We start from the raw sequence: 13700 nt of genomic DNA, 5'->3' as shown, positions 1-13700 counted from the left end.
CGGTCCTCGGGCTCGGGTCCGCTCACTGTAGTGCTCGCGACCGGAACCGACGTTGACATCGGGGGCACCAGAACAGGTTTCGCGCCTGGAGCTCGGTCGTCCTGATCGTGGTGCCGCAGACGTGGCAGGCCTGCCCGTTGCGGCGGTACACGTACACCTCGCCACCGTGGTCGTCGCGGCGCGGGGGCCGGCCCATCGCCTCGGGCAGGTGCTCGGGACGGACGGTGTCGATCCGACCGGTGCGCACGCCCTCGCGCATCAGGACGACGAGGTCGTCCCACATCGCCTGCCACTGGCCGACCCGCAGGGTGCTGCCGGGCCGCATCGGGTCGATCCGGTGCCGGAACAGCAGCTCGGCCCGATACACGTTCCCGACGCCGGCCAGCACCTCCTGCTGCATCAACAGCCCGCCGATCGGGGCGCGGCTGCGGCGGATCCGCTGCCACGCCAGGTCCGGGTCGGCGTCGTCGCGCAGCGGGTCCGGCCCCGAGCGGGCGACCACCGCGTCCCGCTGCTCGCGGGTCACCAGGGCGCAGGTCGTCGCGCCGCGCAGGTCGGCGTAGGCGCGCTCCCCGATGAGGCGGAGCCGGACCTGGCCGACCGGCGGCGGTACGTCGGCGACAGCGTCGTACACGTCGAACTTGCCGTACAGGCCCAGGTGGACGTGCACGAACCGGCCGCCGTCGAACGCGATGAACAGCTGCTTGCCCCAGGCCTCGGCACCGAGCAGCACCTGGCCGTCGACGAGCGCCGCGGAGTCGGCGAACCGACCCTGCGGACTTCCGGCGCGCACCGGCCGGCCACCGAAGGTGGCGGTCAGCTGGTCCGCGAGCCGGTGAAGGGTGTGTCCCTCAGGCATCGGTCGCCGACGCCGGCAGCGGCGGCAGGACGCGGGTCAGCTCGTAGTCCGACATCAGGCCGATGCGACGCACGTGCCGCTCGTCGTTGCTGAACGGCTCGGCGAGGAAGATCTCGACGAAGCGGGTCATGTCCTCGAGCGAGTGCATCCGGCCGCCGACCGCGATGACGTTCGCGTCGTTGTGGTCGCGGGCGAGCTTCGCGGTCTCGTCGGACCACACCAGCGCGGAGCGGATGCCGATGACCTTGTTGGCCGCCATCTGCTCGCCGTTGCCCGAGCCGCCGATGACGACGCCGAGGCTGTCGAGGCCTTCGGCGCGGTCCTTCGCGACGCCCTCGGCCGCGCGCAGGCAGAAGACCGGGTAGTCGTCGAGCGCGTCGTACTGGAACGGGCCGTGGTCGACCGGCTCGTAGCCGTGGTCGGTGAGCCAGCGGGTCAGGTGGTCCTTGAGATCGAGGCCGGCATGGTCGCAGCCGAGGTGCACGCGCATGGCGTCATCCTCTCAGCAGTACATCCGCAGGAACCCGGCGACCTGTCGCATCAGCGGCTCGGCGGACGGGAACACCCGCGGGTGCCGCCAGAAGCCGTGGAGCTGACCGAGGTAGCGGGTCGCCACGACCTCGACGCCCGCCTCCGCCATCCGCCGGGCGAGCTCCTCGCCCTCGCCGTGCAGCGGGTCGTGCTCGGCGGTGACGACGAGCGTCGGCGGCAGGGTGCCGAGCCGGTCGGACAGCAGCGGGGCGAGGTCGGGGTCGGTGTGGTCGGCGGGGGTCGCGTACTGCTCCCAGTACCACGCGCCCTCGCGGGGGTCGAAGCCGTCGGCGTGGGTGCGGTACGAGTCGAAGCCGGCGGTCGGGTCGAGGAACGGGTAGATCAGCGCGACCGCGGCGTACCTCCCCGGGTGGCGGAGCGCGTCGACCAGCGCCAGGTTGCCGCCGGCGCTGTCACCGTGCGCCAGCAGCGGCCCGCCGAGGGTGCGCGCGGCCCAGCCGGCCGCCGCGCCGACGTCGTCGATCGCGGCCGGGAACCGGTGCTCGGGCGGGCGGCGGTAGTCGACGCTCAGCACCCGCATGCCGCTGCGGTTGGCCAGCCGCCGGGCGCTGGCGTCGTGCACCTCGACGTCGTTGAACACGAAGCCGCCGCCGTGCGCGTGCACGATCGTCGTCTCCCCTGCCCCGTCCGGGATGTAGAGACGGGCCGGTACGCCGTCGGCGTCGACGTCCGCGACCTCGGCGACGTCCTCGCGCGGCTCCTGGGCGGCCATCGCGCGGGCCTGCTCTCGGGCGGCGTCGATGTCGTAGCCCTCGGCGAACACCGGGGTTTCGGCGGCGTACATCTCCAGTGCGCGGCGCGCTTCGGGGAACAGCATGGGCGCAGGCTAGCGTCGCCCCCGTGAAGGTGTTCGGCTGGACGGTTCTCGCGCTCGTGTTCGTCTCCGAGCTGCTCGCCATCGGCGGGCTCTTCGTCTGGGGCCTGCCGAGCCTGCTGTGGTCCTTCCTGCTCGGCGCCGCCGGGCTGCTCGCGTGGAACTTCTTCGCCTCCCCCAAGGCGCGCTTCGGCCACCCGGTCGGCCGGCCGGTGGTGAAGGTCCTGGTCTTCGGGCTGGGGTCGTACGGCTACTGGGTGGCGGGCTACCCGACCCTGGCCGTCGTCGTCCTCGTGCTGTCCGTCGTCGTCAACGCACTCGCGCTGCTGCCGAGCGTGTCCGGACTGGTCGACGAGCTGGGTTGACCCGGCGGCCGGCGTGGGCAGAGTGCGCGCATGGAAACGAAGGCCGCGCTGTACGCCGTCATCTCCGTCATGCTCCTCGTGCCCGCCCTCGGCGCCTGGTACTTCTACGCGGACGGGTTCGCGGAGAGCCTGTCGACGTCCTGTGGCGCGAACTGCGTGGTCGAGGCGAGCACGGTGCCGACGTCGGTCGGCCTCTGGCTCGGCGTCGCGGTGACGCTGAGCGTCTTCTCCGCGGCCTCCGCCGCGGCCGCCGCTGTCGCGACGTTCCTCACGCGTTCCAGCGTCTGATCGTCGGCGCCTCGTGCTCCCACCCGAGCACCGAGACCGTCGCGGTGTCGAGCTGGAAGTGCTGGCCCTCGGCCACCGGCAGCTCCAGCCAGCGCGCGGCCAGCGCCCGGAGCGCGTGGCCGTGCCCGAACGCCAGCGTCGGCCCGGCCGCGCTCCGCGCCCTCTCGACCACCCGGTCGAGCCGCACCCGCACCTGATCGCTGGTCTCCCCGCCCGGCGCCGGGTGGCTCCAGATCGTCCACCCCGGAACGGTCTCCCGGATCTCCGGCGTCGTGATGCCTTCGTACTCCCCGTAGTCCCACTCGACCAGGTCCCCGTCGACGGTGGCGTCCGCGAACCCGGCGAGCTCCGCCGTCCGCCGCGCCCTGGCCCGGGGGCTGGTCAGCACCTGCACGAACCCCACGTCCGCCAGCCGCGGTCCCAACGACCGCGCGACGTCCTCCCCCTCCGGCAGCAGCGGCACGTCTGTCCGCGACGTGTGCTTGCCCGCCGCACTCCACTCGGTCCTGCCGTGCCGCACCAGCCAGAGCTCGTTCACGCTGCCCATTGAACCCGGTCCGCTGCATCACGTGGCGCCCGACGGTCCGAGCGGATCGCGTTGACCTGGCGGCCTGTGGGCTCGTGGGCGGTGCCGGTTCCTGGGTTCTCGGATCCGGGGTCGCCGCAAGCTGTGGTCCTGGCGAGGTGGTTGCGGTGGTCGGGTCCGCCGTGGTCGACCGTCGTGGTCGGTGTTGCCGGTCGTCCTGCTGCCGGACTTCGGTCGGAATACCCCTAGAACCCGACGCGCCGCCCCGCCGAGTCGTTGCGGACGACGGAGCCCTTCTCCTGGGCGGCGGCCTTGAGCGCGGCCTGGAACTCGACCATCCGTTGCTGCAGCGAAGGATCCGTCGCGGCGAGGATGCGGACGGCGAGGAGGCCGGCGTTGCGGGCACCGCCGACGGCGACGGTGGCGACGGGGACGCCGGCGGGCATCTGGACGATGGAGAGCAGCGAGTCCATGCCGTCGAGGTACTTCAACGGCACGGGTACGCCGATGACGGGCAGCGGGGTCACGGCGGCGAGCATGCCGGGCAGGTGGGCCGCTCCCCCGGCGCCGGCGATGATCACCGACAGCCCACGGTCGGCAGCGGTGCGGCCGTACTCCAGCATCTCCTCGGGCATCCGGTGCGCCGAGACGACGTCCGCCTCGAACGACACGTCGAACTCGGCCAGCGCCTCGGACGCGGCCTTCATCACCGGCCAGTCGGAGTCCGACCCCATCACGATGCCGACAGAGGTCATGTCACTCACTCTCGTTTCCCAGGTCGCCGCGGAACCACGCGGCGGCGTGCCGCGCGCGCTCGAGGCAGTCGTCGAGGTCGTCGCCGTAGGCGTTCACGTGCCCGACCTTGCGGCCGGGGCGCAGCTCCTTGCCGTACAGGTGCACGCGCAGGAACGGATCGCGGGCGAGCGCGTGCGGGTAGCCGTCGTACAGCCTGCCGACGGAGGCGTCAGGACCGCCGAGGATGTTGACCATCACGGTCCAGCGAGCCCGCGGCGCCGGCGAGCCGAGCGGCAGGTCGAGGACCGCGCGCAGGTGGTTCTCGAACTGCGAGGTCACCGCGCCGTCCTGCGTCCAGTGGCCCGTGTTGTGCGGCCGCATCGCGAGCTCGTTGACCAGGATCCGTCCGTCGTTGGTCTCGAACAGCTCGACCGCGAGGATCCCGGTGACGTCGAGCGCGCCGGCGATCCGCAGCGCGATCTCCTGGGCCTCGCCGGCCAGGTCCGGCGACAGGTCCGGCGCCGGCGCGATCACCTCGTGGCAGATGCCGTCCTTCTGGGTCGAGGCGACGACGGGGTACGCCGCCGCCTGGCCGCTCGGTGAGCGGGCGACGAGCGCCGAGAGCTCGCGGCGGAAGTCGACGAGCTCCTCGGCGAGCACCGCGACGCCGGACGCGAAGGCGTCGGCACAGTCGGACGCCGAGCGCACGAACCACACGCCCTTGCCGTCGTACCCGCCGCGCGTGGTCTTGAGGACGCACGGGAAGCCGAACTCCTCGACGTCGGCGACCGACGAGACGATCGCGTTGCGCGGGCACGGGACGCCGAGCTCCGCCAGCCGCGCGCGCATGACGCCCTTGTCCTGGGCGTGCACCAGCGCGTCCGGCCCGGGGCGTACGGCGATGCCGTCGGCCTCCAGCGCGTGCAGGTGCTCGGTCGGCACGTGCTCGTGGTCGAACGTCACCACCGCGCAACCGGCGGTGACCTCACGCAGCAGGTCGAGCGAGCGGTAGTCGCCGACCAGCTGGTCGGGGATCACCTGGGCCGCGGACACGCCGTCGGCCTCGGCGAGCAGGCGCAGCGGGAGCCCCAGGGCGGCAGCGGGCTCCGCCATCATCCGGGCCAGCTGGCCGCCGCCGATGACGGCGAGAGTCGGTGCAAGCACGACGCAGACTCTAGGTGGTGTGGTCCTCGGTCTCGAACCGCAGCCCATGACCACGGATCGTGGTGATCAGCCGCGGGTGCCTGCTGTCGTCGCCGAGCTTGCGGCGGACCCAGCCCAGATGGACGTCGATGGTCTTCGACGACGTCCAGAACGACGTGTGCCACACGTCCCTCATCAGCTCGTCACGGCTCACGATGTCGCCGGCTCGTTCCATCAGAGCCTGGACGAGGTCGAACTCCTTCCGAGACAGGACGACCTCCTCCGAGCCCCGCCACGTCCGGCGTGTCTCGGGATCGAGCCGTACGTCCTGCACCTCGATCATCTTCACAAGGTAGGAACGCGAGGCACCTCGTGGTGAACTACCGGCAGGAATTTTACTTTCGGGGGCAGCGGATACTAAATCCTGCGTACGGCGACGGGCTCGACCACGCCGAAGCCGCGGACCGGGCGCCCGGGCAGTCGCCGGGTCTCGAACTCGTCCGACGGAAGCAGCTCCGCGGTCGCCGCGTCGATGATCATCCGGTTGCGCCGCGCGACCGCGGTGAGGCGGGCCGCGAGGTTCACCGGAGGCCCGAACACGTCGCCGAGACGCATCACGACCGAACCGCTGGCCAGGCCGACGCGGACGTCGGGCATCCGCGAGTCGCGGCCGACGACGTTGATGATCCCGTCGGCGGTGTCGTAGGCGCGGATCGGGTCGTCGTTCACGAACAGCACCGAGTCCCCGATGCTCTTGATCACCCGCCCGTGCTGGGACGACACCACGTCGGAGCAGCGCGACTCGAACAGCTCGACGAGGTCGCCGATCCGCTCCTCGCTGAGCCGGTTCGACAGCGCGGTGAAGCTGACGATGTCGGCGAACCCGACGGTCAGCTGGACGGTGTTGAGGTCCTCCTCGTTGGCGCGCAGCGCCTGGACACGGGCGGCCGCGGCGGCCAGGTGCCGGCGCCAGGCGTAGATCAGCAGCCGCTCGAACGGCCGGCCCATCTCGTCGAGCACCCGCAGCAGGTCACCGGTCGCGGTGGCGTCCTGCTCGTCGATGACCTGCGACAGCGACGCGACCTCCCAGTCGGCGAGCCGGGCCATCGTCTGCCCGACGCCGCGGGTCAGGTTCACCGCGGTGTCGAGGTCGATCAGGCCGGAGTCGACGATCTCGTGGATCGTCGTCAGCGCCTCGGCGTCGGCCGGCGAGAACGCCGCCTCGAGCCCGGTCGTCGGGAAGCCGAGAGCGCGCCAGAGCCGGCGCGCCTCGTCGATGTCCACGCCAGTCTTCTCCGAGATGTCGAAGGCGTTGAAGACCGGGGGCTCGCCGAGGACCGCGGGCTCCGATTCGTCCGGGGTGTCAGACCCCTTCATGTCCGCCTGGGGTGCCGTGCGACTGCAGCAGGAGCTCGTTGACCTTGCGCTGGACGTCCTCGACCTGCGGGATGTCGTGCAGCTCGATCTGGCCGTGGGTGCTGGCGTCGGAGATCACCAGCGTCCCGCAGCCGAGCAGCCGGTCGATCGGACCGAACTCGTAGGCGATGTCGCTGATCCGGGCCAGCGGCATGTCGTGGCCACGCCGGACGATCACGCCGCTGCGCGTGATGAGCCGGCGGTCGGTGAACGTGTACGTCGCGGTCGCCCACATCACCAGCGGCTTCAGCACGAACCAGACGATGCCGACGGCGAGCACCGCCCAGATCACCCACTTGAACGTGCGGTTGTCGAGCGACACCTCCGAGTAGGTGCCCACCGCGAGCAGCACGACCAGGCAGACCAGGGGCCACAGGAGGGCCTTGACGTGCGTCCGGGTGTCGATGATGACTTTCTCGCCCGGGTTCAGGAGCTTGTTGGAGATGGCCACGGGTGAACTATGACACTAAATCAGGTCACTGATCGGTCGCTCGGACGTGCACGACGTCGCCCGCGCCCACGACCGTCTCCCCGGTCGCCCCGGCGACCACCAGCCGCCCGCTCGCGTCGACGCCGGCGGCGCGCCCGGTCAGCGGTTCGCCGCTCGGCATCTCGACGCGCACCTCGCGCCCGATCGTCACGCAGGCGGCGACGTACGACGACCGCAGCCGGGCCGTCGCGTCGGGGCCGCCCGCCTGCCAGGCGTCGTACGCCTCGCGCAGCGAGCCGAGCAGGGAGACGAGCAGCGCGGTGCGGTCCGGCGCGGCACCGGAGGCCAGCAGCAGCGACGTCCCGGTCGGCACCGGGAGCTCCTCGGCGGTCAGCGAGACGTTGAGCCCGACCCCGACCACCGCGGCGGGCCCGGTGTCGGTCTCCACCCGCTCGAGCAGGATGCCGGCGATCTTCTGGTCGCCGAGCAGCACGTCGTTGGGCCACTTCACGCCCGCGTCGTACCCCGCCGCGCGCAGCGTCTTCGCGACGACGTGGCCGGTCAGCAGCGGCAGCCACGGCCAGTCCGCCGGCGCGACCTCCGGGCGGAGCACCAGGGAGAACGTCAGCGCCGAGCGCGCCGGCGTCTCCCACGTGCGGTTCAGCCGGCCCCGGCCGGCCGTCTGGTGCTCGGCCACCACGACGAGTCCCTCGGGCGCACCGGCGCGGGCGCGCTCGGCGGCGACGGCGTTCGTCGAGGTCGTCGTGTCGAGCACCTCGACCTGCAGGTCGGGGGCGAGCGCGGCGAGGGCGGGGCGGTCGAGTGCTGGGCGCCGCGAGAGATCCATGATCACGGGGACTACATTGACCCACGGTCCAGACAAGTGCCAGCAAGGAGCCCCTGAATGAGTGCGCAGCCCGGCGAGGGAACCGAAGTTCCGCAGGCCCCCCAGATTCCGGCAGACATCCACACGACGGCGGGCAAGCTCGCCGACCTGGACCGGCGACTGGACGAGGCAGTGCACGCCGGCTCCGCCAAGGCGGTCGAGAAGCAGCACGCCAAGGGCCGCAAGACCGCCCGCGAGCGCATCGAGCTGCTCTTCGACGAGGGCTCGTTCGTCGAGCTCGACGAGCTCGCGCGGCACCGCTCCACGGCGTTCGGCCTGGAGAAGAACCGCCCGTACGGCGACGGCGTGGTGACCGGCTACGGCACCATCGACGGCCGTCAGGTCTGCGTGTTCTCCCAGGACTTCACGGTCTTCGGCGGCTCGCTGGGCGAGGTCTACGGCGAGAAGATCACCAAGGTCATGGACCTCGCGATCAAGACCGGCTGCCCGATCATCGGCATCAACGAGGGCGCCGGCGCCCGCATCCAGGAGGGCGTCGTCTCGCTCGGCCTGTACGGCGAGATCTTCCGCCGCAACGTCCACGCCTCCGGCGTGATCCCGCAGATCTCGATGATCATGGGCTCCTGCGCGGGCGGCCACGTCTACTCCCCCGCGGTCACCGACTTCACCGTGATGGTCGACGGCACCTCGAACATGTTCATCACCGGCCCCGACGTCATCAAGACCGTCACCGGCGAGGACGTCTCGATGGAGGACCTCGGCGGCGCGCGTACGCACAACACCAAGTCCGGCAACGCCCACTACATGGGCTCGGACGAGGAGGACGCGATCGAGTACGTCAAGGCGCTGCTGTCGTACCTCCCGCAGAACAACCTCGACGAGTCGCCGACGTACGACGACCCGGCGGACACCGACTTCTCGGACCTCGACCGGGCGCTGGACACGATCATCCCGGACTCGCCGAACCAGCCCTACGACATGCACGACGTGATCACGACCGTGCTGGACGACCAGGAGTTCCTCGAGGTCCAGGAGCTGTTCGCGCCGAACATCATCGTCGGCTTCGGCCGCGTCGAGGGCCGCTCGGTCGGCGTCGTGGCCAACCAGCCGATGCAGTTCGCCGGCACCCTCGACATCGACGCCTCCGAGAAGGCCGCGCGCTTCGTCCGCTTCTGCGACGCCTTCAACATCCCGGTCCTGACGTTCGTCGACGTCCCCGGCTTCCTGCCCGGCACCGACCAGGAGTGGAACGGCATCATCCGCCGCGGCGCGAAGCTCATCTACGCCTACGCCGAGGCCACCGTCCCGCTGATCACCGTCATCACCCGCAAGGCGTACGGCGGCGCGTACGACGTGATGGGCTCCAAGCACCTCGGCGCCGACATCAACGTCGCGTGGCCGACCGCGCAGATCGCGGTGATGGGCGCGCAGGGCGCGGCGAACATCGTGTACCGCAAGGAGCTGAAGGCGATCCAGGACGACGGTGGTGACGTCGAGTCCCGCCGCGCCGAGCTGATCGACCAGTACGAGACCACGCTCGCCAACCCCTACATCGCCGCCGAGCGCGGGTACGTCGACGCGGTGATCTCGCCGCACGAGACCCGCGTCGAGGTGGTCCGCTCCCTGCGGCTGCTGCGCTCCAAGCGCGAGATCCTGCCGGCCAAGAAGCACGGGAACATCCCGCTGTGAGCGACGCCGAGAACCAGCCCAGCGAGCAGGGGAAGCCGTTCCTCCGGGTGGTCCGCGGCGACGCGACCCCGGAGGAGGTCGCGGCACTGGTGGCCGTGCTCGGCTCCCTGAGGCCGGCCGAGGAGGCGCCGCCGCGGCGTACCGCCGAGTGGAGCGCGCACCACCGCAAGGTGCGGCGGACGCTTCCCCACGGACCGGGCGGCTGGCGCTCCAGCGGGCTTCCTCGCTAGAAGCCTCAAGAATCGACTCCTGTCACAGGCGTAACAGCACCGGTGGTCTAGACTTCACCCCGCAAGATCTTTGGGGAATCTTTGGCGTTCTCGGTGTGTCGGCTTGATCCCACTCGCCCAGGCTGGTGCGTATCAGTTGACGCACCCCTGATGGGAGAAGTTGGTGACAGCGCAGCACATGGACACCAATCGCGAGGAGTTCATCCGCACTGCGGATCAGTACGCGCCGGAGCCCTACGACGAGATCGAGGCCCTGCCGACGTACCGCCCCACCGTCGGGTGCATCATCCCCGCGTACAACGAGGCGGAGACCATCGCCGGCGTGCTCGACTCGCTGCTGCAGCAGACGCGCCTGCCCGACGTCATCCACCTGATCGTCAACAACACCTCCGACGACTCGGTCGAGATCGCCAGCCACTACGCCGGCCCGCACACGCGGATGACCGCGACCGGTGAGCAGAGCACGATCGTCTACGTCCACGACATCGGCAAGAACCCCGACAAGAAGGTCGGCGCGCTCAACTACGGCTACTCCCTCGTCGAGCACATGGACTACCTGCTCGGCGTCGACGGCGACACCACGCCGGAGCCGGACGCCGTCGAGCACCTCGTCGGCGAGATCTCGAGCGACGACCGGATCGGCGGCATCTCCGCGATCTACTCGATCGACGACAGTGCCCTCGACGGCGTCGTGCCGAAGTTCCTGATCGCCGGTCAGCGCGCGCAGTTCTCCGCGTTCAACATGCAGAACCTGCTGAAGGGCCGCAACATGGCGGTCCTCGGTGGCCAGTTCTCGATCTTCTCGACCAAGGCGCTGCGCGACGTGCTGCGCGACAGCCACCAGCGCACGCCGTGGGTCAACGACAGCGAGGTCGAGGACTCCCTGCTCTCGCTGCAGATCAAGAGCGCCGGCTACCTCACCAAGATCAGCGCGCGGGCCCGCGCCCACGTCGGTGGCATGACCACGCTCCGCTCGCTGGACGCCCAGCAGGTGAAGTGGAACTTCGGCGCCATCGACCTGATGTGGCCGGGCCAGCGCGGCGACACCAAGGGCCAGCCGTTCCACCCGAACCTGCGCCTGCGCTGGTTCGAGCACATGTCGATGGTCATCAACATCATCACCCGCTTCATGTTCCTGCTGCTGCTCGCCGGCTCGCTGAGCATCAGCGCGTTCGTGTTCAGCGGCTGGTGGCTGATCCCGCCGGCCGCGGCGATCCTGCTGAACTTCCGGGTCGCGAGATCGATGGAGTTCGTGAACAAGCGCGACTACCTGTTCGCGCTGCTGCTGTTCCCCGCCGAGCTGTACATGTGGATCCGGATGGGCCACTTCGTGCGCGCCTGGCTGAAGTTCTTCAGCCGCCAGCAGACCGACAACTGGGCGGCCCAGGCCAAGGCCGAGCGCGGCAAGGGCATCGCGTGGATGTACCCCTTCCTCGCCCTGGCGATCGCGTTCGCCGCGTCCGCCGCGATCTGGGTCCAGCTGCCCATCTCGCTCCAGTCGGACCTGCTGGCCGTCGGCTGGCCGATCCTCGGCGTCATCACCGTGCTCCAGACCGCGTGGATGCTGATCAAGGTCATGCGCCGCTACCGCGGCTTCAAGGCCTGACCCTCACGTCCCTTCCCCAGGAGAAGACCCATGATCCGCACTCGCGTCGCCGTGGCGACGGCTGCCCTGATCGCCGCGATGACGGCCCTCACCGGCTGCTCGGCCATCGACAACCTGACCAGCAGCTCCGACGAACCGTCGGCGTCGTCCTCGGCGACGCCGAGCGCGGCACCCACGCCGTACGAGTCGCAGTTCACCCGCGACGGCACGTTCCAGTCGCACATCGACGTCAACGGGATGGACTTCGTCTACACGCTGTACCCGACGAAGTCGACGCCGCGGACCAACGAGTGGTACCCGAAGGGCAAGAAGTACTTCTCCTTCACGTTCCAGGCCTACGACCTGGACCAGGAGATCCGCGACCCGTTCAAGACCAAGCGCAAGGTGTGGCTGGACCGCATGCAGGTCACCTCGACGGTGAAGCTGGTCGGCGGCGGCACGAGCTCCGAGGAGCCCTACGCGCTGGACGCGATCGCCAAGAACGTCACCTTCGACCCGGAGCCGCTGTCGAACAAGTACGGCATGCTCATCACCTCGCCGAAGGGTGCCTTCGAGCTGCGCAACCAGGCGATCCGGCCGACCTCGAAGGACACCAAGGGCATCGACCTGCACTTCGCGGCCACCGTGTGGATCGAGGAGCGCGCCGGGTCGAACAAGTACTACAAGAAGGTCATCAAGCAGACGGTCCCGATCGCGATCTTCCCGAGCGACACGCCCACGGTGGCCGAGTCGATCCCGGTCAACGCGAACTGAGCTGCCCCGGCCTGAGCTGCCCCGGCCTGAGCTTGCGAAGGCCGGGACCCGGCAGCCAGATCGAGTAGCCGCGCGAGCGAGGGACGAGCTCGCGACCGGCGTATCGAGATCGCAACAGTGGGTCTCGAGTAGCCGCGCGAGCGAGGAACGAGCTCGCGACCGGCGTATCGAGATCGCAACGGTGGTCTCGATACGCTCGCTGGCGCTCGCTACTCGACCACCGAGGAGACGACCACCGAGGAGACGCTCGCTGGCGCTCGCTGCTCGACCACCGAGGACAACGCTCGCTGGCGCTCGCTACTCGGCCACCGAGGCCGAGCTAGGCGGCGTCGGCGAGCCGGTAGCCGACGCCGCGCACCGTCTCGATGAACTTCGGGGTGCCAGCGTCGTCACCGATCTTGCGACGCAGGTTCGCGATGTGCACCTCGACGGACCGCTTGTCGGCCTCGTTGACGAAGTACGACGTGACGTACTGCTGACCGCGCATCGTCAGCACCAGGTCGGCCTTGCTGCGCACGCGGCGGCCGGTGCTGAGCAGCGACGCGAGCAGGTCGAACTCGGTGCGGGTGAGGTCGACGGCGGCGCCGTTGACGGTGACCATCCGGGTCTCGCCGTTGAGCGCCAGGCCGTTGAAGCGGACCCAGCCGCCCTGGACCTCGGGCGCACCGGGCGCCGCGTGGTCGACGTACACGGGCTGCGACGGGACCACCGGCTGCGGCGCGGGCTGGGCCACCGGCTGGGCCACCGGCTGGGCAACCGGCGCGGGCTGCTGGATGGGCTGGACCGGCTGCTGGATCGACTGCGCCGGCTGCGGCACGGGCGGCGGAGGCTGCTGGTACTGCGGCTCGGCGTACCGGGGCTCGGCGTGCAGGGGCGCGACCGGCGCGTTCGCGGCCAGGTCGCGTGCGGCGACCGCGGCCCACGACTCCTCGCGAGGCTCCTCCTGCATCGGCTGCGGCTCGTCGGTCTCGACCCAGCCGGTCGGCGAGTCGTAGCGAGCACGCGGGCGGCGCAGCATCGAGTCGGCCCGGGCGCGCAGCTCGCGCGGCCGGAACGGCTTGACCAGGTAGTCGTCCGCGCCGGCCTCGAAGCCCTGCACGACGTCGATCTCGTCGGCGAGCGCGGTGATCATGATCAGGTACGTGCTGCTGAACTCCCGCAGCCGCTTGGCGACCGCGAAGCCGTCCATCCCGGGCATGTTCACGTCGAGCGTGGTGACCAGCGGGTTGTGCTCACGAACGGCTTCCACACCGGCGGGACCGTTCTCGGTCACGACAGTACGGAATCCGGACTGGGTCAGCACGATGTCGATGAGATCGCGCACGTCGGGGTCGTCCTCGATGATGACGGCCACCCAGTCGCTGCCAGGTTGCATGTGGCAGATGTTAACAACGACGTGTGTCAGTCGCGTTGCACCGACCACCCCAGCGCGCCGCTACCGGACCCG

At 70.4% G+C, this 13700-nt stretch carries 17 protein-coding genes; 6 read left to right on the top strand and 11 right to left on the bottom strand.

All coding sequences use genetic code 11. From position 1 onward, the window contains the following. Nucleotides 1–22: 22 nt before the first annotated feature. From MJ604_RS03735 to MJ604_RS03725, 3 genes are read right to left on the bottom strand one after another with little or no spacing between them, the layout of a single operon-like run. Nucleotides 23–859: an Fpg/Nei family DNA glycosylase gene (locus MJ604_RS03735; RefSeq protein ID WP_243056952.1), complete on the bottom strand. Its 837-nt coding sequence runs from the start codon at nt 857–859 to the stop codon at nt 23–25. Continuing rightward, a complete protein-coding gene (locus tag MJ604_RS03730) occupies nt 852–1349 on the bottom strand; it encodes a ribose-5-phosphate isomerase (protein ID WP_243056951.1) in 498 nt (165 codons plus the stop codon). The genes MJ604_RS03735 and MJ604_RS03730 overlap by 8 nt, the downstream gene beginning before the upstream one ends. Nucleotides 1350–1361: 12 nt before the next feature. Next, complete coding sequence (locus tag MJ604_RS03725) at nt 1362–2228, bottom strand: alpha/beta hydrolase (RefSeq protein ID WP_243056950.1); 867 nt, start codon at nt 2226–2228, stop codon at nt 1362–1364. A 23-nt stretch (nt 2229–2251) separates the two neighbouring features. On the opposite strand from MJ604_RS03725, the gene MJ604_RS03720 reads away from it, so the two are divergent. Both MJ604_RS03720 and MJ604_RS03715 read left to right on the top strand, forming a co-directional pair. Beyond that, nucleotides 2252–2590, top strand: coding sequence for a DUF2568 domain-containing protein (locus tag MJ604_RS03720; RefSeq protein ID WP_243056949.1), 339 nt, complete (start codon nt 2252–2254; stop codon nt 2588–2590). Between the two features lie 30 nt (nt 2591–2620). Next, on the top strand, nt 2621–2878 hold the full coding sequence (locus tag MJ604_RS03715) for a hypothetical protein (RefSeq protein ID WP_243056948.1): 258 nt from the start codon (nt 2621–2623) through the stop codon (nt 2876–2878). On the opposite strand, the gene MJ604_RS03710 is transcribed toward MJ604_RS03715, so the two are convergent. From MJ604_RS03710 to MJ604_RS03680, 7 genes are all read right to left on the bottom strand, one after another. Further along, nucleotides 2859–3425 (bottom strand): histidine phosphatase family protein, encoded by a 567-nt coding sequence (locus MJ604_RS03710; RefSeq protein ID WP_243056947.1) that lies wholly within the window; start codon nt 3423–3425, stop codon nt 2859–2861. The genes MJ604_RS03715 and MJ604_RS03710 overlap by 20 nt on opposite strands. 224 nt (nt 3426–3649) lie before the next feature. Then, a complete protein-coding gene (gene purE / locus MJ604_RS03705) occupies nt 3650–4159 on the bottom strand; it encodes a 5-(carboxyamino)imidazole ribonucleotide mutase (protein ID WP_243056946.1) in 510 nt (169 codons plus the stop codon). A 1-nt stretch (nt 4160) separates the two neighbouring features. Further along, nucleotides 4161–5351 carry a 5-(carboxyamino)imidazole ribonucleotide synthase gene (locus tag MJ604_RS03700; RefSeq protein ID WP_243056945.1) on the bottom strand — a complete coding sequence of 397 codons (1191 nt, stop codon included), beginning with the start codon at nt 5349–5351 and terminating at the stop codon, nt 4161–4163. Further along, nucleotides 5314–5625 (bottom strand): winged helix-turn-helix domain-containing protein, encoded by a 312-nt coding sequence (locus MJ604_RS03695; RefSeq protein ID WP_243056944.1) that lies wholly within the window; start codon nt 5623–5625, stop codon nt 5314–5316. Before MJ604_RS03695 ends, MJ604_RS03700 begins: the two co-directional genes overlap by 38 nt. Before the next feature lie 74 nt (nt 5626–5699). Beyond that, complete coding sequence (locus MJ604_RS03690; RefSeq protein WP_243056943.1) at nt 5700–6659, bottom strand: adenylate/guanylate cyclase domain-containing protein; 960 nt, start codon at nt 6657–6659, stop codon at nt 5700–5702. After that, nucleotides 6646–7149: a PH domain-containing protein gene (locus tag MJ604_RS03685; RefSeq protein ID WP_243056942.1), complete on the bottom strand. Its 504-nt coding sequence runs from the start codon at nt 7147–7149 to the stop codon at nt 6646–6648. Before MJ604_RS03685 ends, MJ604_RS03690 begins: the two co-directional genes overlap by 14 nt. 25 nt (nt 7150–7174) lie before the next feature. Beyond that, nucleotides 7175–7975, bottom strand: coding sequence for a biotin--[acetyl-CoA-carboxylase] ligase (locus MJ604_RS03680; RefSeq protein ID WP_243057378.1), 801 nt, complete (start codon nt 7973–7975; stop codon nt 7175–7177). A 105-nt stretch (nt 7976–8080) separates the two neighbouring features. Between MJ604_RS03680 and MJ604_RS03675 the strand changes: the two genes are divergently transcribed. The 4 genes from MJ604_RS03675 (at nt 8081) to MJ604_RS03660 (ending at nt 12253) form a co-directional block, all read left to right on the top strand. Continuing rightward, entirely contained in the window at nt 8081–9664 is a 1584-nt protein-coding gene (locus MJ604_RS03675; RefSeq protein WP_243057377.1) for an acyl-CoA carboxylase subunit beta, read from the top strand. Continuing rightward, nucleotides 9661–9894 carry an acyl-CoA carboxylase subunit epsilon gene (locus MJ604_RS03670; protein ID WP_243056941.1) on the top strand — a complete coding sequence of 78 codons (234 nt, stop codon included), beginning with the start codon at nt 9661–9663 and terminating at the stop codon, nt 9892–9894. Before MJ604_RS03675 ends, MJ604_RS03670 begins: the two co-directional genes overlap by 4 nt. A 178-nt stretch (nt 9895–10072) precedes the next feature. After that, nucleotides 10073–11500, top strand: a complete 1428-nt coding sequence (locus MJ604_RS03665; RefSeq protein WP_243056940.1) for a glycosyltransferase — start codon at nt 10073–10075, stop codon at nt 11498–11500. Between the two features lie 30 nt (nt 11501–11530). Next, nucleotides 11531–12253, top strand: a complete 723-nt coding sequence (locus tag MJ604_RS03660) for a hypothetical protein (protein ID WP_243056939.1) — start codon at nt 11531–11533, stop codon at nt 12251–12253. A gap of 319 nt (nt 12254–12572) precedes the next feature. Here the strand turns inward: MJ604_RS03660 and MJ604_RS03655 are convergent, their stop codons facing one another. Then, the gene (locus MJ604_RS03655; RefSeq protein WP_243056938.1) at nt 12573–13628 is read right to left on the bottom strand and encodes a response regulator transcription factor; all 1056 of its coding nucleotides are present in this window, start codon (nt 13626–13628) and stop codon (nt 12573–12575) included. Between the last annotated feature and the right edge of the window lie 72 nt (nt 13629–13700).

Source organism: Nocardioides sp. SR21 (assembly GCF_022761125.1).
In the GTDB taxonomy this organism is placed as follows: domain Bacteria; phylum Actinomycetota; class Actinomycetes; order Propionibacteriales; family Nocardioidaceae; genus Nocardioides.
This window is presented reverse-complemented; position numbering and strand designations above follow the sequence as displayed.

Bases quoted from the DNA above. Each gene is read 5' to 3' on its own strand.
- purE (WP_243056946.1), bottom strand. From the start codon at position 4,159: ATGACCTCTGTCGGCATCGTGATGGGGTCGGACTCCGACTGGCCGGTG.
- MJ604_RS03660 (WP_243056939.1), top strand. From the start codon at position 11,531: ATGATCCGCACTCGCGTCGCCGTGGCGACGGCTGCCCTGATCGCCGCG.
- MJ604_RS03700 (WP_243056945.1), bottom strand. From the start codon at position 5,351: ATGGGCTGCGGTTCGAGACCGAGGACCACACCACCTAGAGTCTGCGTC.
- MJ604_RS03680 (WP_243057378.1), bottom strand. From the start codon at position 7,975: ATGGATCTCTCGCGGCGCCCAGCACTCGACCGCCCCGCCCTCGCCGCG.
- MJ604_RS03730 (WP_243056951.1), bottom strand. From the start codon at position 1,349: ATGCGCGTGCACCTCGGCTGCGACCATGCCGGCCTCGATCTCAAGGAC.
- MJ604_RS03695 (WP_243056944.1), bottom strand. From the start codon at position 5,625: ATGATCGAGGTGCAGGACGTACGGCTCGATCCCGAGACACGCCGGACG.
- MJ604_RS03690 (WP_243056943.1), bottom strand. From the start codon at position 6,659: ATGAAGGGGTCTGACACCCCGGACGAATCGGAGCCCGCGGTCCTCGGC.
- MJ604_RS03735 (WP_243056952.1), bottom strand. From the start codon at position 859: ATGCCTGAGGGACACACCCTTCACCGGCTCGCGGACCAGCTGACCGCC.
- MJ604_RS03655 (WP_243056938.1), bottom strand. From the start codon at position 13,628: ATGCAACCTGGCAGCGACTGGGTGGCCGTCATCATCGAGGACGACCCC.
- MJ604_RS03715 (WP_243056948.1), top strand. From the start codon at position 2,621: ATGGAAACGAAGGCCGCGCTGTACGCCGTCATCTCCGTCATGCTCCTC.
- MJ604_RS03665 (WP_243056940.1), top strand. From the start codon at position 10,073: ATGGACACCAATCGCGAGGAGTTCATCCGCACTGCGGATCAGTACGCG.
- MJ604_RS03710 (WP_243056947.1), bottom strand. From the start codon at position 3,425: ATGGGCAGCGTGAACGAGCTCTGGCTGGTGCGGCACGGCAGGACCGAG.
- MJ604_RS03725 (WP_243056950.1), bottom strand. From the start codon at position 2,228: ATGCTGTTCCCCGAAGCGCGCCGCGCACTGGAGATGTACGCCGCCGAA.